The following is a 20,345-nucleotide window of genomic DNA, read 5'->3' on the forward strand; positions in this document are numbered from 1 at the left end:
ACCCGCCTTCACCAGGTGGAGCGCAGACGCACGGCAAACGCCGACCACCCCGGGCGACTGCGTGGGCGTCTCCGGGGTGATCGGTAACTGTCAAGTTGTGGGTGCCCGGTCACCGGGCAGGTAGATCAGAGCTTGTTGAGCGAGAGAGCCATCGCCGACTTCTTGTTGGCGGCCTGGTTGGCATGGATGACGCCCTTGCTGGCAGCCTTGTCGAGCTTCTTGCCGGTGCTGACCAGGAGCTCGGAAGCCTTGTCCTTATCGCCGGCGGAAACAGCCTCGCGGAATGAACGGATCGCGGTACGCAGCGACGACTTGGTCGACTGGTTACGCAGCTTTGCAGCCTCGTTGGTCTTGTTCCGCTTGATCTGGGACTTGATGTTTGCCACGCGTGTATTTTCCTTAGCTTCAAAGACAATGGTTTCGCGCGCGAGACGAGGCCGGAGACAGAACTCGACCGTTGACTCAGCGCCAGCGGATAACGTTACCAGCCGCACCGATGCCGACCCAAATCCCGGCACCGGCGACCCGGGGGATCTGAGGCAATCCAGCGCTCAGGTCTGCCGAGAGCAGCCACTTGCGGCAACATGTGTCACATGAGTGCCGCAACAGCAGCAGGGTCGAAGCGCGCCGTGGGTCCACGTGCCACGACCGCCAAGGTGTCAGGTGAGACGAAGAACGGCAAGAAGAAGCCTGCCAAGGTGGCCGGGTCGCAAGGTGGCGGGGCAACCACCCCGGCGAAACGCGGCAGTGCCAAGGCTGACGGCCGGCCGTCGGCGGCGTCGGGAATCTTCAACGGCTATGCCACCGGTCCGTACGGCGCCGCGTACGACGAAATGTTCGATCAGGCCGATGTGCGCGGCCCTTATAAAGGGATTCACAAGGCGCTCGGCGGCTATGACGGGGCCGACCTAGAAACACGGGTCGACGCACTGGGTCGCGCGTTCATCGATCAGGGCATCACCTTCTCTCACTCGGGACAGGAACGTCCCTTCCCACTCGACGTCGTCCCACGAGTGATCTCCGCAGGCGAATGGGCGAAGCTCGAACGCGGCATCACCCAGCGCGTGAAGGCTCTTGAGATGTTTCTCGACGATGTCTACGGGGAGCAGGAGATCTTGCGCGACGGGGTCGTCCCGAAACGTCTCATCACCTCCTGTGAGCATTTCCATCGCCAGGCGATGGGCATCAAGCCACCCAACGGGGTGCGTATCCACGTGGCCGGGATCGACCTCATCCGCGACGAGCACGGAGACTTCCGGGTGCTCGAAGACAACTTGCGCTCACCGTCAGGTGTCTCCTACGTGATGGAGAATCGTCGCACCATGGCCCGGGTCTTCCCGGATCTGTTCGCCTCGCACCGGGTCCGCGCAGTGGGCGACTACTCGACGCACCTGCTGCGCGCCCTCCGGGCGTCGGCGGCCTTCAACGAGGCGGACCCGAACATCGTGGTCCTCACGCCTGGCGTGGCCAACTCGGCCTACTTCGAACATTCGCTCCTGGCCCGCCAGATGGGCGTCGAGCTCGTCGAGGGTCGAGATCTCTTCTGCCGCGACAACGTCGTCTACATGCGGACCACCGAAGGTGAGCAGCGCGTGGACGTCATCTATCGCCGTATCGATGACGACTTCCTCGATCCCATGCAGTTCCGCCCCGACTCCATGCTGGGCGTGGCCGGACTGCTCAACGCCGCGCGCGCAGGAAACGTCGTGATCTCCAGCGCGGTCGGCAACGGCGTCGGCGACGACAAGCTCACCTACACCTACGTACCGGAGATCATCGAGTACTACCTTGGCGAGAAACCCAGTCTCGGCAACGTCGACACGCTGCGCTGCTGGCTCGACGACGAGCGCGAGGAAGTTCTCGATCGCATCGACGAACTCGTCGTCAAACCCGTCGAGGGTTCGGGTGGATACGGCATCGTGTTCGGCCCCGACGCCACGGCCGACGAGCTGAACGTGTTGGCGCGCAAGGTCCGACTCGATCCTCGTGGCTGGATCGCCCAGCCCGTGGTGCAGCTGTCGACGGTTCCGACAAAGATCGGCGGCAAGCTCGCGCCGCGGCACGTCGACCTGCGGCCGTTTGCCGTCAACGACGGTGAATCGGTCTGGGTGTTGCCGGGTGGTCTGACGCGAGTCGCCTTGCCGGAGGGTTCTCTCGTGGTCAATTCCAGCCAGGGTGGCGGGTCGAAGGACACGTGGGTGCTCGCGTCCCGGACGTCGGCCGAGGAGCGTGAACTCTCGGGCGAAGAACTGGTGAGTAGTGATGCCTTGCAGGCCCCGAGTACCCCGACCGAACAGGGGCCGGACACCTCGTCGCAGCAGGAGCAGCAACAGCAGCAACAACAACAGCAGCAACAACAACAGAAACAGGGCGGTGTGCGCCGATGATGCTCGCCCGCAACGCCGAATCGCTCTACTGGATCGGCCGCTATGTCGAGCGCGCTGACGACACCGCGCGGATCCTCGACGTCGCAGTACACCAACTGCTCGAGGACGCCACGGTCGATCCCGACCGTCGCTGCCGGCTGGTGCTGCAGGTTCTCGGGATGGAACTGCCACCCAAGAACGAGGAACTCGACGCGTGGTCGCTCACCGATCGAGTCGCCTACTCGAAGAACGAGCCGGGTTCCATCGTCGACAACGTGGGCCAGGCACGCGAGAATGCCCGTGGTGCAAGAGAAGTCACCTCAAGCGAGATGTGGGAGTGCCTGAACACCACCTACAACGGCCTCGGTGACGCCGAACGTGCAGCTCGCAAACTGGGTCCCTACGAGTTCCTGGCGTACGTGAAGAACCGGGCCGCGATGTTCGCCGGGCTGGCAGACGCCACCCTGAGCCATGACGACGGATATCGCTATCTGCTCCTGGGCCGTTCGGTGGAGCGCGTGGACATGACGATCCGAATGCTGTTGTCGCGTGCGGGGGACCGGTCGGGCTCGCCGGCGTGGGTCACCGTGCTCCGCTCGGCAGGTGCCCACGACACGTATCTGAGGACGTATCGCGGTGCTCTGGACGCCACGAGGGTTGTCGAGTTCATGTTGCTGGACAGACTCTTTCCCCGATCGGTCTTCCACGCGATCAGCCTGGCCGAGCAGCAGCTCCTCGAACTGGACAACCGGCCGAGCCGGGTCGGCGCGCGGGCCGAGGCGCAACGTCTGCTGGGTCGCGCCCGAAGCGGCCTCGAGTTCATGCAACCGGGAATGTTGTTGGACGACTTGCAACCACGGCTGATAGACCTCCAGGAAACGTGCCGCGAGGTCAGTGAGGCGGTGACCGCCCAGTACTTCCACGTGTCGCCGTACGTCGCGTGGGCCGACGCCTCGGCAAGCGATTCCGTCGACCGATTCATCGAGGAGAGTGAACTGTGAGCTGGCGCCTGAGGGTTGTGCATTCCACCGGTTTTGCCTACAACGCGGCAGTGACCTCGTCGTACAACGAAGCCCGGCTCACGCCACGCAGCGACGCCCGGCAGAACGTGATCATCAACCGGGTCGAGACGATCCCGGCGACGAGGTCGTACCGCTACACCGACTACTGGGGTACCGCCGTCACCGCATTCGACCTCCACGCACCTCATGAAGAACTCGAGGTGTCCGGGTTGTCGGTGGTGGAGACCGAACCCGACGAGATGCCGACCGAGGAAGAGCAAGTCGACTGGGAGGGCCTCGGCGCCTACGCAGTGGTCGATCGTTACGACGAGGTGCTGAGCAACACCGGATATGTCCCCAACAGCAGGCAGCTGGCGCAGGTCGCGAAGCGCCTCACCAAGGGCATGAATCCGCAGGACGCGGTCCTGGCCGTCTGTCAGTGGGTACATCAGGAGATGGAGTACGTGCCCGGCACCACCGGCGTGCACACCTCGGCAGTCGACGCCTGGAAAGAGAAGAAGGGCGTCTGTCAGGACTACGCCCACCTGTGCCTGGTGTTGTTGCGGAGTCTGGGCATTCCGTCCCGCTACGTCTCCGGGTACCTGCACCCGAACCGCAAGGCGACGATCAACCGGACCGTCGAGGGCCAGAGCCACGCCTGGATCGAGGCCTGGACCGGTGGCTGGTGGGGCTATGACCCGACGAACGACGTGTCGATCTCAGAACAGCACGTGTCGGTCGGTGTCGGTCGCGACTACTCGGATGTCACGCCGCTCAAGGGCATTTACACCGGCGCCGGCGCCAAGGATCTCGACGTGAAGGTCGAGATCACGCGGCTGGCCTGAGCGCCAGCAGTGCGATCTGGCTGGATTTAAGGCGGGCGCTGCCGTCGGTGGTCTGTCAGTGTCGGGTAATGACCACTGCAGCAAAACAATCCGTCGTTCCCTTTGTCGTGTCCGCCACCGGTACCGGGGTCGCCCAGCATCTGGTGACCTCAGGTAAAGGGCACGAGTTCGCAACCGATGCCTACCCGGCTTTCGGCGGCAAGGACGAGGCCCCGAGTCCGCTGTTCTACGCCCTCGGTGCGCTCACCTCGTGCAACCAGGTGACTGCGTCGCTGGTGGCGAAAGACCTCGGAATCTCGCTGGGCCAGTTCTCGTTCGAGGTCCAGGGTGATCTCGATACCGCGGTCCTGGTGCAGGGCGCCGACGGCAACGCCAACTTCGACAAGGTGACCGTGCGGGCCACCGTCGAATCGGACGCGACCGAGCAGCAGTTCGCCCAGTTCGTCGCTGAAACCGAGCGACGCTGCCCGGTCAGTCAGTTGTTCGTCCGCAGTGGTCTCGAGTTCGTCAACGAGTGGACGCAGACTCCGCTGGCCTGATCGCCTCGGCTCACTGCCAGTTGTAGCTGCGTCGAAGGACGTCCGCGACGCGATCGAACTGACCGCGGGGCAAGATCGCGCCTTCGCGGCGGATCCCGTTCTCCGGGATGTCGAGGATGCGGTCGAGCCTGACGAAGCTCTCGCGATGCTCGCGATCCCAGTCGCCGGTGCCGATGCTGACCCAGTTGCTGTCGTCGCGGCGATGGCCTTGGCTCGAGAGCATCAATCCGAGCACGGTGGCGCCCTCGCGGCCGACCACCAACACGGGGCGATCCTTGCCCTGGCCGGCGTCTTCTTCGAATTCGACCCAGGTCCAGACGATCTCGCCCGGATCTGCTGCGCCGTCCAGGGCGGGGGAGTAGTCGATGCGGCGAGCCCGGTTGCCGGTGGGTGCGCTGCGCGACGGCGCGCGCGGGGCCGGTCGCTGGGATGGCGCGCTGCTCGACTTCGTCATTTCCCGGAACAGGCGGGGACCGTGTTGGCGGACCAATGACATCGCGAGCGAGGTGAATTTTCCAGCCATCCGACCAGCTTAGTGTTGCCCTATCCAGCGATCCCGAAGAACTCGATGGCGGCGTCGGCGGTCAGCACCGGTGACCCGGATCGGTCGGGCTTGAGGTCGTGGCCGACCTTCGGCAGGTCGATCAGACGGGTTGGCGCCTCGATGAGGGCGAGTGCGGCGGTCAACTCCTCGGTGGAGCCGAACGGATCGCTGACCCCGTGCACCACCAGCGTCGGACGAGTGATCGACGGCAGATGTTCGGTGCGCAAGCGGTCGGGTTTGCCGGGTGGGTGCAGCGGATACGACGTGAGCAGCAGCCCGTCGGCGATGTCGCCGTTCTCGGCCACCGCCATCGAGGCCTGCCTGCCGCCGTAGGAGTGTCCGCCGACGATGAGCGGACCGGTTGATTCGTCACGAAAGGCCTCACACGCCGCGACGATCCCGGCGCGATCGGCGGCGGCGCCGGACGGGCTCGGCGGCCCTTTCGGACGTTTCTGGCGGTAGGGCAGGTCAATGCGCGCCACCGCGACACCGCGTTCGCTCAAGGCCTCCGCGATGGCCCGCAGGATTGCTGCATTGTGGTTGCTGCCGGCCCCGTGGGCCAGGACAACCATCGCCGCGGCGGTACCGGACGGTCGATGCAGTGCCCCGACCACGCCCTCGGAGTCCCATTCGGTGACGGTCATGTTCTCACGCTAACCGGTGTCCGGACGCACCGAATGGCAGTCGGGGGCCCGGGTCATGAGAAACTGGGGGTCACGCGTTCCACACGAGGAGTGAGTTCAATTCCCAGGCTTTCCGATACCACGTTCACTGATCCGGCCAAGATCAGGAACTTTTGCATCATCGCCCACATCGATCACGGCAAATCGACGTTGGCCGATCGGATGCTCCAGGTCACCGGGGTGGTCGAAGGTCGAGACATGCGCGCTCAATACCTCGACCGCATGGACATCGAGCGCGAACGCGGCATCACGATCAAGGCGCAGAACGTCCGGCTGCCGTGGAACGTCGACGGCACCGACTATGTGATGCACCTGATCGACACCCCCGGACACGTCGACTTCACCTACGAGGTGTCGCGTGCTCTCGAGGCGTGTGAGGGCGCGGTGTTGCTGGTGGACGCTGCCCAGGGCATCGAGGCCCAGACCTTGGCCAACCTGTACCTGGCCCTGGACAAGGACCTGACGATCATCCCGGTCCTCAACAAGATCGACCTGCCCGCCGCAGACCCCGACCGCTACGCCGCGGAGATCGCGCACATCATCGGCTGTGAACCCGGCGACGTCCTGCGGGTGTCGGGTAAGACCGGTGTCGGCGTCACCGAACTGCTCGACGAAGTGGTCCGGCTCATCCCTCCGCCGGTCGGCGACTCAGACGCCCCGGCGCGCGCGATGATCTTCGACTCCGTCTACGACACGTACCGGGGCGTGGTCACCTACGTCCGCGTCGTCGACGGAAAGATCGTGCCGCGCGAGAAGATCAAGATGATGTCGACCGGAACAACCCACGAGTTGCTCGAGGTGGGCATCGTCTCACCCGACCCGAAGCCCTCGAAAGGCCTCGGTGTCGGCGAGGTCGGCTATCTCATCACCGGTGTCAAAGACGTTCGTCAGTCGAAGGTCGGTGACACGATCACGCTGGCGAAGAACGGTGCCGTCGAACCGTTGACCGGCTATCGCGAACCGCGTCCGATGGTCTACTCCGGTTTGTACCCGGTGGACGGTTCCGACTACCCGGTGCTGCGCGAAGCGCTGGACAAGCTCCAGCTCAACGACGCCGCACTGGCGTACGAGCCGGAGACGTCGGTGGCTCTCGGGTTCGGCTTCCGCTGCGGATTCCTGGGTCTGTTGCACATGGAGATCAGCCGGGAACGGCTCGAGCGCGAGTTCGGGCTCAACCTGATCTCCACCGCCCCGAACGTGGTGTACCGGGTGGAGATGGAAGACGGCGCCGAGCACGTGGTGACCAACCCGTCGGACTGGCCAGAGGGCAAGGCTCGCAACATCTACGAGCCCATCGTGAAGACGACCGTCATCGCGCCCAGCGAGTTCGTCGGTTCGATCATGGAGCTGTGCCAGTCCCGCCGCGGTGAACTCGGCGGAATGGACTACCTCTCCGAGACGCGCGTCGAATTGCGGTACACGCTGCCGATGGCCGAGATCATCTTCGACTTCTTCGACTCGTTGAAGTCCCGCACCCGCGGTTACGCCAGCCTCGACTACGAGGAGGCGGGTGAACAGATCTCGAACCTGGTGAAGGTCGACATCCTGCTGCAGGGCGAGGCGGTGGACGCGTTCAGTGCCATCGTCCACAAAGACGGCGCCGCCGGCTACGCCAACAAGATGACGACCAAGCTCAAAGAGCTGATCCCGCGCCAGCAGTTCGAGGTGCCGATCCAGGCCGCCATCGGGTCGAAGATCATCGCCCGCGAGAACATCCGCGCGATCCGCAAGGACGTACTCGCCAAGTGCTACGGCGGCGACATCAGCCGTAAGCGCAAACTGCTCGAGAAGCAGAAGGAAGGCAAGAAGCGGATGAAGACGATCGGCCGCGTGGAGGTCCCTCAGGAGGCCTTCGTCGCAGCGTTGTCGTCCGATGCTGCCAGCGACAAGCCGAAAGGCAAGTAGCGCAACTAGGATCGAGGCCATGTCTTCGAACCCGGTTCTCGCCCCGAGCCCGCATCTGCACGGTCTGCCTGATTTCCCGTCGATCAGGGATGACGATTTCCTGCCGGCCTTCGACGAGGCGATGGCCGCGCACCTGCGGGAGATCGAGAAGATCGCGGGGGACAAGGCCCAGCCCACTTTCGCGAACACCATCGAGGCGCTCGAGACCAGCGGTCAGTTGCTCGCGCGGGCGGCCGGCACCTTCTTCAACCTCAGTGGCGCTGACACCAACCCGGAGCGCAACGCGATCTCCACGGTGCTCGCGCCGAAGTTGACTGCGCACGGCAACACCATCGCGCTGCATCCGGGGTTGTTCGCCCGGATCAACACGCTGTTCGAGAACAGGGAATCGCTCGACCTCGACGAGCCGTCCCTGCGGTTGCTCGAGAAGCGGCACCGGGGATCGATTCGCGCGGGCGCCGGCCTCGACGCCGCGGGCCAGGTCCGGATGAGGGAGATCTCCGAACGACTGGCGACGCTGACCACCGCATTCGGGCAACGGATCCTCGACGACAGCAACGACTCGGCGGTCTTCGTCGACGACGTGGACAAGCTCGCCGGGCTCTCGTCCGGGCAGATCGCCGCCGCGCGCCGCTCGGCGACCGAAGCGGGGCACGACACCGGGTATCTGCTCGCCATCGAATTGCCGACGAGTCAATCCACCGTGGCGTCGCTCGAAGACCCGGAAACGCGTCGACGAGTGTTCGACGCTTCGGTGAACCGTTGTGCGCGAGGCGGTCCGAACGACACCCGGGAAATGGTCCTCGAGATCGTCCGGCTCCGCGCCGAACGTGCCCGGCTGCTCGGTTATCGCGATCACGCCGAGTTCGTCATCGCCGAGGAGACCGCGCCGAGCCCGGAAGCGGTCGAAGATCTGTTGACCGACTTGATGTCGTCGGCGATGCGTGCCGGTGGCCGTGAACTGACCCGTCTCGCGAAGGACGTCGGTACGGACATCGGGCCGTCCGACCTCACGTACTGGCTGGCCAAGGACGAGCAGCAACGCTCAGCGGTCCCGCTGGGTGGATTCTCCGACTACCTCGAACTCGACGCGGTGCTCACCCAGGGTGTGTTCTTCGCCGCCGGTCAGCTCTACGGCCTACGGTTCGTCGAGCGTTCAGGTCTACCGACCTATCACCCGGATGTCCGCGCGTGGGAGGTTTTCGATCGGTCAGACGCGTCCATCGGCCTGTTCCTCGGTGACTTCTTCGCCAGACCCAGCAAACGGGGCGGGGCATGGATGAACAACTTCATCGACCAGAGTCTGCTGCTCAAGACCAGACCCGTCATCGTCAACGTTCTCAATCTCACGAAACCCGAAGCAGGACAACCGTGTCTGCTCACCATGGACCAGCTGACAACCCTGTTCCACGAATTTGGTCATGCCCTGCACGGACTCCTGTCCACCGTGCGCTATCCCTCGCAGTCCGGGACTTCGGTGCCCCGCGACTTCGTCGAATTCCCGTCGCAGGTGAACGAGATGTGGGCGCTGCACCCGAAGGTGTTGCAGCAGTACGCCAAACACCATGAGACCGGCGCCCCGATTCCGCAGGAACTGGCGGATGCCGCCCGTGCCAACGCCGATGTGGAGTCCGCTCACGGCACCATCGAGTATCTGGCGGCGGCGATCCTCGACATGGCCTGGCACCGTGTCACGGTCGAGGACGACATCACCGACGTCGAAGCCTTCGAAAAAGCCGCTCTGACCAAGGCGGGCGCCGCAGCAGACCTGATCCCACCGCGGTACCGCAGCTCGTACTTCAATCACATCTTCGGGGGTGGGTATTCGGCCGGGTACTACTCGTACATCTGGTCCGAGGTCCTCGACGCGGAAACCGAACAGTGGTTCCTCACCGGTGGCGGCTTGTCGGCAGAACTCGGTCAGCGATTCGCCGAGACCACCCTGTCCCGCGGCGACAGCGTCGACCCGATCGTCGCGCATCAAGAACTGCTGGGTCGACCCGCCGAGATCGAACCCCTCCTGCGTCGCCGGGGGCTGCTGCCCACCTGATCCCGAAAGTGGGGCCTTTTGGCGAGCAAAAGCCCTGGTGGGCGTCGCCAAAAGGCCCCATTTTTGGGGGCGGGCAGTCAGTTGGCCGGGATGAAGGTGCTGTGCCCCTGAGCTTCTTCGGCGCGGATCACGTGCATGACCGCGTTGATCAAGGCCAGGTGGGTGAACGCCTGAGGAAAGTTCCCCAGGTGGCGACCGGTGTGCGGTTCGATTTCCTCGGCGTAGAGTTTGAGCGGGCTGGCGAACGACAGCAACCGTTCGCACAGCACCTTGGCGCGGGGCAGTTCCCCGATCTCGACCAGCGCGGAGACCAACCAGAACGAACAGATCGTGAACGTACCCTCCTCGCCGGAGAGCCCGTCGTCGGTCTCTTCCACTCGGTAACGCAGGACGAGGCCGTCCTCGCTGAGTTCGTCGGCGATCGCGAGGACGGTGTTGCGGACGCGCGGATCCTCGGCCGGGAGGAACCGTAGGAGAGGTACGAGCAGTAGCGAGGCGTCGAGAGCGTCGCTGCCGTAGCGCTGGGTGAAGATGCCGCGATCGTTGACCCCGAACTCGAGGATGTCGGCCTTGATCTCCTCGGCGATCTCGGTCCACTGGAATACGTAGGATTTCTCGCCGTGGATGGCGGCCAGCTTGGCACCGCGGTCGAGCGCGATCCAGCACATGACCTTCGACGAGGTGAAGTGCTGGGGCTCGCCGCGTACTTCCCAGATGCCGCGGTCGGGCTGGCGCCAATGCTTGATCGCTTCTTCGACCTGAGCCTTGAGGACAGGCCAGAGGGTCTCCGACACCGTCTCCGTGGCTTTGGTGTTGAGGTACACCGAGTCGAGCATGGTGCCCCAGATGTCGTGTTGCTGTTGGTCGTAGGCGCCGTTGCCGATACGCACCGGACGCGCGCCGTCGTAGCCGGAGAGGTGGTTGAGCTCGGATTCCTCGAGTGTGCGCTCGCCGCCCACGCCGTACATGACCTGCAGCGGATGGTGTTCGCCGTTGTTCGCGCCGGAGACGTCGGCGATGAACGAGAAGAAGTCGCTCGCCTCACGGTCGAGTCCGAGGGTGTACAGGCCCCACAATGCGAAGGTGGAGTCGCGCACCCAGGCGTAGCGGTAGTCCCAGTTGCGTTCACCGTGGGGAGTTTCCGGCAATGATGTCGTCGCGGCCGCGAGCAGGGCACCGGTCGGGGAGTAGGTGAGGCCTTTCAGGGTGAGGGCGCTGCGCTGCAGATAGTTGCGCCACGGGTGGTCGGGGAACCGGCCGACGTTGATCCACTGACGCCATGACTCGGACGTCTCCCACATCATCTGGGCTGCTTCGGCCCAGTCCTGCGGGGCGGCAGGGCTTCCCCAGCTCATCGCGACGAATTCGTTGTCGCCCTCGACCATTCGAGTACGCGCCCGCGCTTCGCGGCCCTCCAGTCCGAGTTTGAGGCTGGTGGTCAACCGGAGTGACTGGGCGTCGCCCTTCACTCCGGTGGCGGTCGCGACCGCCTCGCCGTACGCCGGACCCGAGTATTCCCATTTGGTGCCGCCCTTGTGGTAGTCGAAGGCCGGCTCGCAACTGAGTGCCAGTTCGACGGTGCCGTTCACACAGCGCACCGTCCGGAGCAGGATGTGTTTGGCGTCCCAATCCGTCGGGGTGCGGCGGTGCGTGCGTGATCGCGCCTCGTTGTCATGCCAGGGACCCATCACGAGTGCATCGCGAACGATCAGCCACCCGGTGTCGGTCTGCCAGGTGGTCTCGACCATCAGGCTGCCGGGCAGGTAACGACGGTCGACCGGGACGTTGACCCCGTACGGCGCCAGCTTGAAGTGACCGGCACTGCGATCGAGGACGGCTCCGAAGACGCTCGGCGAATCGGGGCGGGGGACACACATCCACTCGACCGAACCGTTGCGGGCGATCAGGCAATTGCACTCGCAGTCGGAGAGGAACGCATAGTCACCGATGGGTGGAAAGGCGTTTTGTGCCACCGGTGGCGCCGACGCCGGCGACGGGCTGTTCAACGGTGAGTTGCCGCCGTGAGACGCTGTTCTCGGTCTGGTGGCGGTGAGGTCAGAGTTGCTGCTGCCCTCGGATGTGGTTGTCATGGATCTATCATGCTGTCGGGCGATGCCGTCTGCCACCGATGCGACGATTCTCGTCACAGTCATTTTCCGGCGATGGGGCGGCCAGGTCAGCGCGGTGGAGGATTTTGAATCACTGTGAACAAAAGTCTAGGCGGTAGGGTGACGGAGTGGATGAAGTGACCCGCTGGTGGGACGGCGTCGAGGAATGGTTGACGTCGTTGTCCTTCGTTCCACAGATCCTGGTGTCCGCCGCGATCGTCGTACCACTTGCCGTCGGACTTTCGTATCTGATGAACCTCCTGGTAGACGGCTCGTTCCGGCTCCTGGACCGCCGTGAATCCGCCGACGTCGACCCCGGAGAACAGTGATGCCCCGCTCTAAGGTGACCGTGGCGTTGATCGCACTGATCGTGCTTGTCGTCGTGGCCTGGTTGTTGCTGCGCTGAATGCGACGTGAGCAAGACCTCACTAGCTACGTTCTGACCCGAATTTCAGCTGCTAATGTTCCGCCTATGTCAGCACCCGGCGGTTACCGCGTGCGCCACACCCTGGCGCTGTTCGCGGTCGAGTATCGCTGCGTTTTTGACGTTCTGTGTCGCTGATCGACATTCTCGCGGGCTTCTTTACTGCCGCCGATCAGCATCCAAAGATTCTGGCCTGACTCTGACGTGAACAAAACTAGGGGACACAACCGTGCTTTTTCGATCAGCTCGATCTGCGCCGCGGAAGCGAGGGCGGAGCCGACCAGGAAGATCCGCCGCCGCTTCGATCATCGTTCTCGCCGTCTCCGCGCTGGTGCTGTCCGGCTGCGGCGGCGGCTCCACCGATGAGCCCGGCGGCCAGGACATCTCCAGTGGTTCCAAGCACCTGAACCTGTACGCGTACGCGGTGCCGAAGATCGGCTACGACGAGATCATCCCGGCGTTCCGCGACACCGAGGAAGGCAAGGACATCGGCTTCGCCGCGTCCTACGGCGCGTCCGGTGATCAGTCTCGCAAGGTCGCGCGCCGTGTTCCTGCCGACGTCGTCAACTTCTCGGTGGCTCCCGACGTCACTCGCCTGGTGAAAGCAGGTGTGGTGGACAAGGACTGGGCCGAGCAGTATCCGAACGGCAGTACCCCGTTCGGATCTGTCGTGGCGCTGGTCGTGCGGGAGGGCAATCCGTTGAACATCCGGACCTGGGATGACCTGCTCAAGCCGGGCATCCAGGTGGTGACCCCGAACCCCGGTAGCTCCGGCTCGGCCAAGTGGAACCTGCTCGCGCCGTTCTCCGCCAAGAGCAACGGTGGCGTCGATGAGCAGGCCGGTCTGGATTACGTGGCCGAACTGGTCCGCGACCACACCCGCATCCAACCGAAGTCGGGTCGTGAGGCGACAACCGCGTTCGAGCAGGGGCAGGGCGACGTGTTGATCAGTTATGAAAACGAAGCGATCTTCCTCAAGAACCAGAACGCGACCGCGAAACCGGGCCAGCGGGTCGACTACGTCATCCCTCCGGAAACGTTCAAGATCGAGAACCCGGTCGCGGTGGTGAACTTCAGCAAGGAGAAGGAAGCTGCGAACGAGTTCGTCAGCTACCTCTTCACCCCTGCCGCGCAGCGGATCTGGGCGGAGCAGGGCTTCCGGCCGGTCGACGAGACCGTCATCGAGGAGACCAAGGATCTGTTCCCCGGTGAGATCGCCAAGCTGTGGACGATCAAGGAACTCGGTGCGGTGCTCGGGGAGGGCACAGCCGAGGAGAACAAGGGCAAAGACCTCAAGGGGTGGCCCGCGGTGGACAAGGCGCTGTTCGGAACATCGGGCGCCATCACGGAGATCTATGACGCCGGAGGCAAGGTATGACAACCACGGTTACACCGCTCAAACCGCTGCCTACGGGGCCGGCGAAACGCACGTGGGGCAGCGTCGGGCCGCTCGGCGTGGGTGTCGCGGGTCTGTGGCTGAGCATCATCGTGCTTCTGCCGCTCGCCGCGATCACCAGTGAGGCGTTCGACGACGGATGGAGCGGGTTCTGGACTGCGGTCACCGACGAGAACGCGATCGACACGCTCAAGGTGACCGTTCTCGTGTCGCTGGTGGTGGCTCTGATCAATGTCGTGATGGGCACCCTCATCGCCTGGGTTCTCGTCCGCGACGAGTTTCCCGGCAAGCGGTTCGTCAACTCGCTCATCGACCTGCCGTTCGCGTTGCCCACGATCGTCGCCAGCCTGGTGCTGCTGTCGCTCTACGGACCGAACAGCCCGATCGACATCGAATTGAATGCGACCCGGCCGGCGCTGGTCATCGCGCTTGCGTTCGTCACCCTGCCGTTCGTGGTGCGCCAGGTGCAGCCCGTGCTCATCGAGATCGACAAAGAGGTCGAAGAGGCCGCGGCCTCTCTCGGCGCCACCAACTGGGTCATCTGGTGGAAGATCATCTTCCCCGCGCTGGCTCCCGCAGTGCTGTCCGGTGCCGGTCTGGCGTTCACCCGCGCGATCGGCGAGTTCGGTTCGGTCGTCCTGATCGGCGGCAACATCCCCGGTGACACCCAGGTTGCGTCGCAGTACATCCAGCAGCAGATCGAGATCGACTCACCCGTCGACGCCTCTGCCATCTCGGTGGTGCTGTTGCTCATCGCCTTCGTGGTGCTACTGGTGTTGCGCGTCGTCGGTCGTCGCACGTCCAAGCGTGAGGAGCAGAGCCGATGAAACTGTCCACATTCCCGCGACTCACTCTGCGCACCATTGCGCTCGTGTACCTGTTCCTCCTCCTGGTCGTGCCGGTGGCGCTGATCTTCTACCGCTCTTTCGAACACGGCATCGTCCAGTTCTGGGAGTGGATCACCACACCCGCCGCGATCTCGGCCCTGCAGCTGAGTCTGTTGATCGTTGCGATCGTGGTCCCGCTCAACGTCGTCTTCGGTGTGTTCACCGCGCTCGCCATCGTCCGCGGACGTTTCCGCGGCCGTGGGGTCGTCGAAGCCATCGTCGACCTGCCGTTCGCGGTGTCGCCGATTGTCGTCGGTGTCGCCCTGATCCTGCTGTGGGGATACGGGGGCTGGTTCGGGGGTCTGGAAAGCGCCGGCTTCACCGTCATCTTCGGTCTTCCGGGCATGGTGCTGGCGACTCTCTTCGTGACCTTGCCCTTTGTGGTGCGTGAGGTGGAACCGGTGCTCCGTGAGATCGGGACCGAGCAGGAAGAGGCCGCTGCGACGCTGGGAGCCAGTGGCTGGCAGACATTTTGGCGGATCACCTTGCCGGCCATCCGGTGGGGCCTGTCCTACGGTGTCGTCCTGACCGTGGCCCGGGCACTCGGTGAATACGGGGCGGTGATCATGGTGTCGTCCAATCTGCCCGGCGTCTCGCAAACTCTCACGCTGCTGGTGTCGTCGCGGTACACAGACGACTACAACGAGTACGGCGCCTATGCGGCCGCGACTCTACTGATGATGATCGCAATCCTGGTGCTGCTGCTCATGACCTTGGTCGAAAAGCGCACCGGTACCAACCAAATCGAACGTCGCAAGGCGAGCAACGAGACCGACGCGGTCACCGCCCCGAGCGAGACAGCCCCGAAAACGCAGGAGAGTGAACTGGTATGACGATCTCGGTGATTGATGCGAACAAGCGATACGGCGACTTTGCCGCACTCGACAATGTCTCGATCGACATCCCGGTTGGCTCACTGACAGCGCTTCTCGGGCCGTCGGGTTCGGGAAAGTCGACTCTGCTGCGAGCCATCGCCGGCCTGGACCAGCTCGACTCGGGCACGGTGCTGATCAACGGCGACGACGTGACAACGGTCTCGCCGCAGCGCCGGGACATCGGATTCGTGTTCCAGCACTACGCCGCGTTCAAACACATGACTGTGCGCGACAACGTCGCGTTCGGTCTGAAGATCCGCAAGCGGCCGAAAGACGAGATCAAGGCCAAGGTCGACGAACTCCTTGAGGTCGTCGGACTGGCAGGCTTCCAAACCCGGTACCCCGCACAGCTCTCCGGTGGTCAGCGACAGCGCATGGCCCTGGCCCGCGCGCTGGCGGTCGATCCCAAGGTGCTGCTGCTCGACGAGCCCTTCGGTGCGCTCGACGCCAAGGTTCGTGAGGACCTGCGGGCGTGGCTGCGCCGGCTACACGACGAGGTGCAGGTGACGACCGTGCTGGTGACCCACGATCAGCAAGAGGCGCTCGACGTCGCGGACCGGATCGCGGTGCTGAACAAGGGCCGCATCGAGCAGATCGGTTCTCCGGCCGATCTCTACGATCGTCCCGACAACAAGTTCGTCATGTCGTTCCTCGGGTCCGTCGCCAAGCTCAACGGAGTCCTGGTGCGCCCGCACGACATTCGTGTCGGACGTACGCCTGATCTGGCGCTGGAGTCGGCAGAGCCGAATGCGGCCGAGACCGGTGTACTGAAGGCGACCGTTAAACGGGTGGTCTACCTCGGCTTCGAGGTGCGTGTCGAACTGACGAACAGCGCCACCGGTGAGGACTTCCACGCACAGATCACCCGCGGCGATGCGTCCGCGCTCGGTCTGAACGACGGCGACGAGGTCTATGTTCGCGCGACCCGGGTTCCGGACGCCGCGCTCGCCTGACCCGCAACGCGCCACCTTTACGAAGACGATCCACCTACAGGTGGATCGTCTTCGCATTTCTGGCGCGTTCGCGGCGGTCAGGTCGACTGCAGGAACTTGCTGATGAGCTCGGCCGTGCGCTGCGGCTGGTCGAGCATGATCAGCACGTAGGCGTCGTCGACTTCGGCGAGGTCGCCTTTGGGGAGCAGGGTCGCGAGTTGCTCGCCGTGCTCGCGGCGCATCACGTTGGTTCTCGGTGCCCAGATGACCAGAGCAGGGCCGGTGAAGTCGCGCAGCCTCTCGGTGGCGGCAACCAGCTCTGCTTTGTCGAATTTCGTTCTGCAGTAGGCGAGTACGTCGCGGCGGACTCCTGCCGAAGCGATGCCGGGGTCGGTCCACTTCCGGATGATGTCGTCGGAGATCGGTTTCTTCGCCATAAGGCCCAGCACCATGGGCGTTCGGCGGAGAAGGCGATTGCGAAATTGATGGAGTGCGAAAAGGATTCCGCCGGGTACCGAGGTCGCCACCTTGACGACCTTGCCGGGGAATCCCGGCGGGAAATTGTCGTAGGCCTCGGCGGGACAGATGACCAACCGACTGATCCGCTCACCGTTCGACAGTTCGGGTAGGAACAGGGGTCCGCCCCAATCGCTGAGCACCAGGGTCACGTCCTGCAGTTTCAGTGAACTCAGGAACTCGGACAGGATGGCGACCATCCCCGGCATCGCCAGATCTGCGCCGGGCTTCATCGGTATCCGGTGCCCACCGAGCGGCAGTACCGGCAGTAGGTAACGAAAACCGTAGGGGAGTAGCGGCAACACGAGATCCCACTGATGGTCGTTCATCAGCAATCCGTGTGTGAACACCACCGGTGGCCCGTTCGGATCGCCTTCTTCGCGGTACTCGATGGTTCCCGCCTCGAGATCAACCGTGCGCATCGGACCTCCCAGAAACTAGAGCGACTGTTCTAGAGTGACTGTTCTAGTATGGGAGGAAGGAGGTAAGGATGGCAAGAGGTACGCGAGAAACGATTTTGACGACCGCGATCGAACTCATGCGCATCCACGGCTATTCGGCCCTGAGCATGAAGCAGATCGTGGCGGGCTCTGGCGCGCCCATCGGCTCGATCTACCACCACTTCCCAGAAGGGAAGGCCCAGATCGCGCGAGAGGCCCTGGTCAATGCGGGCATCGCGTACGCAGCCGTCATCCCGGCGGTGCTGGCCGATCAGGTCGACCTCGGAGTAGGAATCAGGGCCGCGTTCGCCCAGGCCGCCGAGGTCACCGAGCAGACCGGTTTCGCCAACATGTGTCCGGTGTCGACGGTCGCGGGGGAGGTCGCGAACTCCGACGAGTCGCTTCGGCGTGCGGCTGCAGGGGTGTTCACCGACTGGATCACGTTGGGGCAGGCCTACTTCGAGAGGCGGGGATTGAAGTCTGAGATGGCCGAGGAAGCGATCACCGCGATCGTCTGCTCGCTGGAGGGGGCATTTGTGATGGCACGGACGTTGCGCAGTACGAGGCCGCTGATCGCTGCTGGGACTGCGCTGTCGGCGCGGTACGAGGGGGTTGGGCTTTCGCTCGTCGAACACGATCGGGCAAGCAGCTAATTGGTTCTGGCCAAGGGTGAACTCATTCGGGCTGTACGGCCGTGTCACTCTGGATCGACGCTGGAGGAGAAATACTGAGTGAAAGACCCATGCGTACTTCTGCGCTAAATCCAATTAGCGCGGATGTGTCCTCGGCTACCAGGAGAAATGGTCCAAAGAGACGTAAGTGCCATCAGGTACTGCCGAGCAGTCGAAAAGTTGGTCACGGGATGGCGTTCGATTGACGGCCTTCGATACCACGGATCACTCTGCGTTCGCAGAGGTGTGCTGCGGTGCCGGGAAGGTCTCATACCCACGGCCTCGCCCCACGGCGAAGGCTGATCATGCGACGATCAGACCGATCACTACACGCGCCCGCGAGGCAGTGTTTGATGCTACGGCGGGCGACGTCGGGTTTACCAATCGCCATGACCACGGCAGCAGGCTGGCGGTCAGTAGGGAGCTTGCGATGGTGTGATGCCGGGCTGGCCGGCGTCCACGGTGACTGGGACGATCGGTCAATGGATCAAATGGGTGAAAGACCCGAAAGTCGAGGGAACGAGCTGTTGGCGCCGATTGACGAGTTAGCGGCGGCTGGGCGTCAGCGGCTCATGCCTAGAGACAACGGAAGGCCTCGTCAGGTCCGTGTCTTTGAGTACGACGACACAGTGCGTGTCTCGGAGAGTCGAGTGCTATGCGTGAGGCGTGACCACGTTGGTTGATGATGATCCCTTCCGGTTGCGGGCGTCGCTCGCTTCCCTTTCGCAGACGATCGCCCCAGTTGGACATAAGAGGCTAGACACGCTGATCAGGGAACTCGGCATGGTAGAACCCCCGCTCGCGGCGGGGGAGGAGAGTAGGAGCCGGGCAAACCGTGTGGATTTGGCGATCGCGGCCGCGGACGACGCTCAGCTGACTGACATCGCCCGGAAGATTCTCGCCGACGACAGCCTGGTAGGTGACCGGCGGAAGCGGATGGCGATAGAGGACCTGGTGTGGGCAATCGACGAGCACCCACCAACGGTCAGCACCCGGGTTCGACGCGACGTCGCTCGGGCACTGGATATTTCCGTTGTTGTCGTCGACGGACGCCGGTTCGTCGACATGATCGCGGCATTGTGGGATATCGAGCCGGTACTCGGGTGGAGTGACGCTGAGCCGAGCTTACGGAAGGAGATCATGCGTCATGTAGTGCAACATGATGACTGGTCTGCTGAGGAGCTGTTCATCCAGTTGGGGGCGATCGACAACGCAAGCGATAGTCGCTTCCTCCGGTTCGTTGAAGCGTTGTCAACCGGTTGGCTGTTAGCAGACGAGTCGTTGCAAAGGCGTGTCGTTGCTCAGGTCAACGTAGGCCTACATCACGCCGGGTTGGAGTTGGGAGAGATCGGCGAAGCGGACGGATATCCGGAGTTCCGAGTTCGAAGGGTTGGGGCCGAGATGCGCGCTCCGCGGAATCTGATCTTCGCTGGGCTCGGAAGTAAGCCCGACATGCGGGTGCTGAGTGCTATCGACAACGATCTCGAGATCCTAGGCGACGAGTCGCGGCGCGCTTTGGTCTACTCGCGATCGCTGGCCGACGGTTTGACGTGGAGGCAGTTGCAGCAGTGGTGGGCGGACACCACAGGGGAACCTGACCCAGAAGCCGCTAAGAACGGCTTGTATAGGCGGTTGAGAGCGTGTTTACCGAAGTCGTCACCGCCGCAACGCTATTTATTCGACTCCTACTACAAAGTGCTCGGCGATCGTGCACCGATGTTGCCAGCGTTGCTGCCTGAGGTGTGGTTGCACTGGGACCCGAAGACGATCGGGCAACGTGGTGTTGAAGCGTTGACCAACCATCGGATCGACTTCCTTATCCTTCCCCCCGACCGATCACGGATCGTCCTGGAAGTTGACGGACAGCAACACTATTCGTCGAATGGTCAGGGAAACCCGCAGATATACGCTGCAATGGCGCGTGGTGATCGTGATCTCAAGCTCGCTGGTTACGAGGTGTACCGCTTCGGCGCGTCTGAGCTTGCGACGCCGACGGCAACGTTCAAGGCGATGGAACCCTTCGTTCGGGAACTGTTTCACCTACACCGGATCAAGCTTTGAGTCGGACGCCCAGGAGGTCCCGACCCTTATACGCCTGTCGACATAACGCCCCGCCGCGGAACGGCTTTCCACGGTGACGATCTCGCAAATGACCTCGACGAT

Annotated in this window: 18 protein-coding genes; 13 read left to right on the forward strand and 5 right to left on the reverse strand. The window is 63.6% G+C overall.

The window, feature by feature from the left end:
* Positions 1–125: 125 nt before the first annotated feature.
* Positions 126–386: a 30S ribosomal protein S20 gene (gene rpsT, locus J3S28_RS13045; protein ID WP_207841175.1), complete on the reverse strand. Its 261-nt coding sequence runs from the start codon at positions 384–386 to the stop codon at positions 126–128.
* A 198-nt stretch (positions 387–584) separates the two neighbouring features.
* Here rpsT and J3S28_RS13050 point away from each other — a divergent pair, with 198 nt between their 5' ends.
* The 4 genes from J3S28_RS13050 to J3S28_RS13065 all read left to right on the forward strand — a co-directional run bounded on the left by J3S28_RS13050 (position 585) and on the right by J3S28_RS13065 (position 4,751).
* A complete protein-coding gene (locus J3S28_RS13050; RefSeq protein ID WP_372436001.1) occupies positions 585–2,387 on the forward strand; it encodes a circularly permuted type 2 ATP-grasp protein in 1,803 nt (600 codons plus the stop codon).
* Positions 2,387–3,367 carry an alpha-E domain-containing protein gene (locus J3S28_RS13055; RefSeq protein ID WP_207841409.1) on the forward strand — a complete coding sequence of 327 codons (981 nt, stop codon included), beginning with the start codon at positions 2,387–2,389 and terminating at the stop codon, positions 3,365–3,367. The genes J3S28_RS13050 and J3S28_RS13055 overlap by 1 nt, the downstream gene beginning before the upstream one ends.
* A complete protein-coding gene (locus J3S28_RS13060) occupies positions 3,364–4,212 on the forward strand; it encodes a transglutaminase family protein (protein WP_207841177.1) in 849 nt (282 codons plus the stop codon). Before J3S28_RS13055 ends, J3S28_RS13060 begins: the two co-directional genes overlap by 4 nt.
* Positions 4,213–4,280: 68 nt before the next feature.
* Positions 4,281–4,751: an OsmC family protein gene (locus J3S28_RS13065; protein ID WP_207841178.1), complete on the forward strand. Its 471-nt coding sequence runs from the start codon at positions 4,281–4,283 to the stop codon at positions 4,749–4,751.
* 10 nt (positions 4,752–4,761) lie between these two features.
* Here J3S28_RS13065 and J3S28_RS13070 read toward each other — a convergent pair whose 3' ends face one another.
* Positions 4,762–5,274, reverse strand: coding sequence for a type II toxin-antitoxin system PemK/MazF family toxin (locus tag J3S28_RS13070; protein WP_207841179.1), 513 nt, complete (start codon positions 5,272–5,274; stop codon positions 4,762–4,764).
* A gap of 20 nt (positions 5,275–5,294) precedes the next feature.
* On the reverse strand, positions 5,295–5,939 hold the full coding sequence (locus tag J3S28_RS13075; protein ID WP_207841180.1) for an alpha/beta hydrolase family protein: 645 nt from the start codon (positions 5,937–5,939) through the stop codon (positions 5,295–5,297).
* A gap of 33 nt (positions 5,940–5,972) precedes the next feature.
* On the opposite strand from J3S28_RS13075, the gene lepA reads away from it, so the two are divergent.
* Positions 5,973–7,883 (forward strand): translation elongation factor 4, encoded by a 1,911-nt coding sequence (lepA, locus tag J3S28_RS13080; protein ID WP_237341494.1) that lies wholly within the window; start codon positions 5,973–5,975, stop codon positions 7,881–7,883.
* Positions 7,884–7,902: 19 nt separating this feature from the next.
* On the forward strand, positions 7,903–9,933 hold the full coding sequence (locus J3S28_RS13085) for a M3 family metallopeptidase (protein ID WP_207841181.1): 2,031 nt from the start codon (positions 7,903–7,905) through the stop codon (positions 9,931–9,933).
* 77 nt (positions 9,934–10,010) lie between these two features.
* On the opposite strand, the gene J3S28_RS13090 is transcribed toward J3S28_RS13085, so the two are convergent.
* The gene (locus J3S28_RS13090; RefSeq protein ID WP_207841182.1) at positions 10,011–12,023 is read right to left on the reverse strand and encodes a glycoside hydrolase family 15 protein; all 2,013 of its coding nucleotides are present in this window, start codon (positions 12,021–12,023) and stop codon (positions 10,011–10,013) included.
* A gap of 146 nt (positions 12,024–12,169) precedes the next feature.
* On the opposite strand from J3S28_RS13090, the gene J3S28_RS13095 reads away from it, so the two are divergent.
* The 5 genes from J3S28_RS13095 to J3S28_RS13115 all read left to right on the forward strand — a co-directional run bounded on the left by J3S28_RS13095 (position 12,170) and on the right by J3S28_RS13115 (position 16,576).
* The gene (locus J3S28_RS13095; RefSeq protein ID WP_207841183.1) at positions 12,170–12,370 is read left to right on the forward strand and encodes a hypothetical protein; all 201 of its coding nucleotides are present in this window, start codon (positions 12,170–12,172) and stop codon (positions 12,368–12,370) included.
* 399 nt (positions 12,371–12,769) lie between these two features.
* Positions 12,770–13,843, forward strand: a complete 1,074-nt coding sequence (locus J3S28_RS13100; RefSeq protein WP_207841411.1) for a sulfate ABC transporter substrate-binding protein — start codon at positions 12,770–12,772, stop codon at positions 13,841–13,843.
* Positions 13,840–14,688: a sulfate ABC transporter permease subunit CysT gene (gene cysT / locus J3S28_RS13105; RefSeq protein ID WP_207841184.1), complete on the forward strand. Its 849-nt coding sequence runs from the start codon at positions 13,840–13,842 to the stop codon at positions 14,686–14,688. Before J3S28_RS13100 ends, cysT begins: the two co-directional genes overlap by 4 nt.
* Positions 14,685–15,581: a sulfate ABC transporter permease subunit CysW gene (cysW, locus tag J3S28_RS13110; RefSeq protein ID WP_207841185.1), complete on the forward strand. Its 897-nt coding sequence runs from the start codon at positions 14,685–14,687 to the stop codon at positions 15,579–15,581. Before cysT ends, cysW begins: the two co-directional genes overlap by 4 nt.
* Positions 15,578–16,576 carry a sulfate/molybdate ABC transporter ATP-binding protein gene (locus J3S28_RS13115; RefSeq protein ID WP_207841186.1) on the forward strand — a complete coding sequence of 333 codons (999 nt, stop codon included), beginning with the start codon at positions 15,578–15,580 and terminating at the stop codon, positions 16,574–16,576. Before cysW ends, J3S28_RS13115 begins: the two co-directional genes overlap by 4 nt.
* 77 nt (positions 16,577–16,653) lie before the next feature.
* Here the strand turns inward: J3S28_RS13115 and J3S28_RS13120 are convergent, their stop codons facing one another.
* Positions 16,654–17,493, reverse strand: a complete 840-nt coding sequence (locus tag J3S28_RS13120; RefSeq protein ID WP_207841187.1) for an alpha/beta fold hydrolase — start codon at positions 17,491–17,493, stop codon at positions 16,654–16,656.
* A gap of 68 nt (positions 17,494–17,561) precedes the next feature.
* Here J3S28_RS13120 and J3S28_RS13125 point away from each other — a divergent pair, with 68 nt between their 5' ends.
* Complete coding sequence (locus J3S28_RS13125) at positions 17,562–18,164, forward strand: TetR/AcrR family transcriptional regulator (RefSeq protein WP_207841188.1); 603 nt, start codon at positions 17,562–17,564, stop codon at positions 18,162–18,164.
* A 684-nt stretch (positions 18,165–18,848) separates the two neighbouring features.
* The gene (locus tag J3S28_RS13130; protein ID WP_207841189.1) at positions 18,849–20,243 is read left to right on the forward strand and encodes an AbiJ-related protein; all 1,395 of its coding nucleotides are present in this window, start codon (positions 18,849–18,851) and stop codon (positions 20,241–20,243) included.
* The last annotated feature ends 102 nt before the right edge of the window (positions 20,244–20,345 follow it).

Origin of the sequence: Williamsia soli, from assembly GCF_017377795.1 — a bacterium.
Classification (GTDB): domain Bacteria; phylum Actinomycetota; class Actinomycetes; order Mycobacteriales; family Mycobacteriaceae; genus Williamsia; species Williamsia soli.

Bases quoted from the DNA above. Each gene is read 5' to 3' on its own strand.
- J3S28_RS13120 (WP_207841187.1), bottom strand. From the start codon at position 17,493: ATGCGCACGGTTGATCTCGAGGCGGGAACCATCGAGTACCGCGAAGAA.
- J3S28_RS13050 (WP_372436001.1), top strand. From the start codon at position 585: ATGTGTCACATGAGTGCCGCAACAGCAGCAGGGTCGAAGCGCGCCGTG.
- J3S28_RS13055 (WP_207841409.1), top strand. From the start codon at position 2,387: ATGCTCGCCCGCAACGCCGAATCGCTCTACTGGATCGGCCGCTATGTC.
- J3S28_RS13090 (WP_207841182.1), bottom strand. From the start codon at position 12,023: ATGACAACCACATCCGAGGGCAGCAGCAACTCTGACCTCACCGCCACC.
- J3S28_RS13075 (WP_207841180.1), bottom strand. From the start codon at position 5,939: ATGACCGTCACCGAATGGGACTCCGAGGGCGTGGTCGGGGCACTGCAT.
- J3S28_RS13125 (WP_207841188.1), top strand. From the start codon at position 17,562: ATGGCAAGAGGTACGCGAGAAACGATTTTGACGACCGCGATCGAACTC.
- lepA (WP_237341494.1), top strand. From the start codon at position 5,973: ATGGCAGTCGGGGGCCCGGGTCATGAGAAACTGGGGGTCACGCGTTCC.
- J3S28_RS13085 (WP_207841181.1), top strand. From the start codon at position 7,903: ATGTCTTCGAACCCGGTTCTCGCCCCGAGCCCGCATCTGCACGGTCTG.
- J3S28_RS13070 (WP_207841179.1), bottom strand. From the start codon at position 5,274: ATGGCTGGAAAATTCACCTCGCTCGCGATGTCATTGGTCCGCCAACAC.
- cysT (WP_207841184.1), top strand. From the start codon at position 13,840: ATGACAACCACGGTTACACCGCTCAAACCGCTGCCTACGGGGCCGGCG.
- J3S28_RS13065 (WP_207841178.1), top strand. From the start codon at position 4,281: ATGACCACTGCAGCAAAACAATCCGTCGTTCCCTTTGTCGTGTCCGCC.
- J3S28_RS13115 (WP_207841186.1), top strand. From the start codon at position 15,578: ATGACGATCTCGGTGATTGATGCGAACAAGCGATACGGCGACTTTGCC.
- cysW (WP_207841185.1), top strand. From the start codon at position 14,685: ATGAAACTGTCCACATTCCCGCGACTCACTCTGCGCACCATTGCGCTC.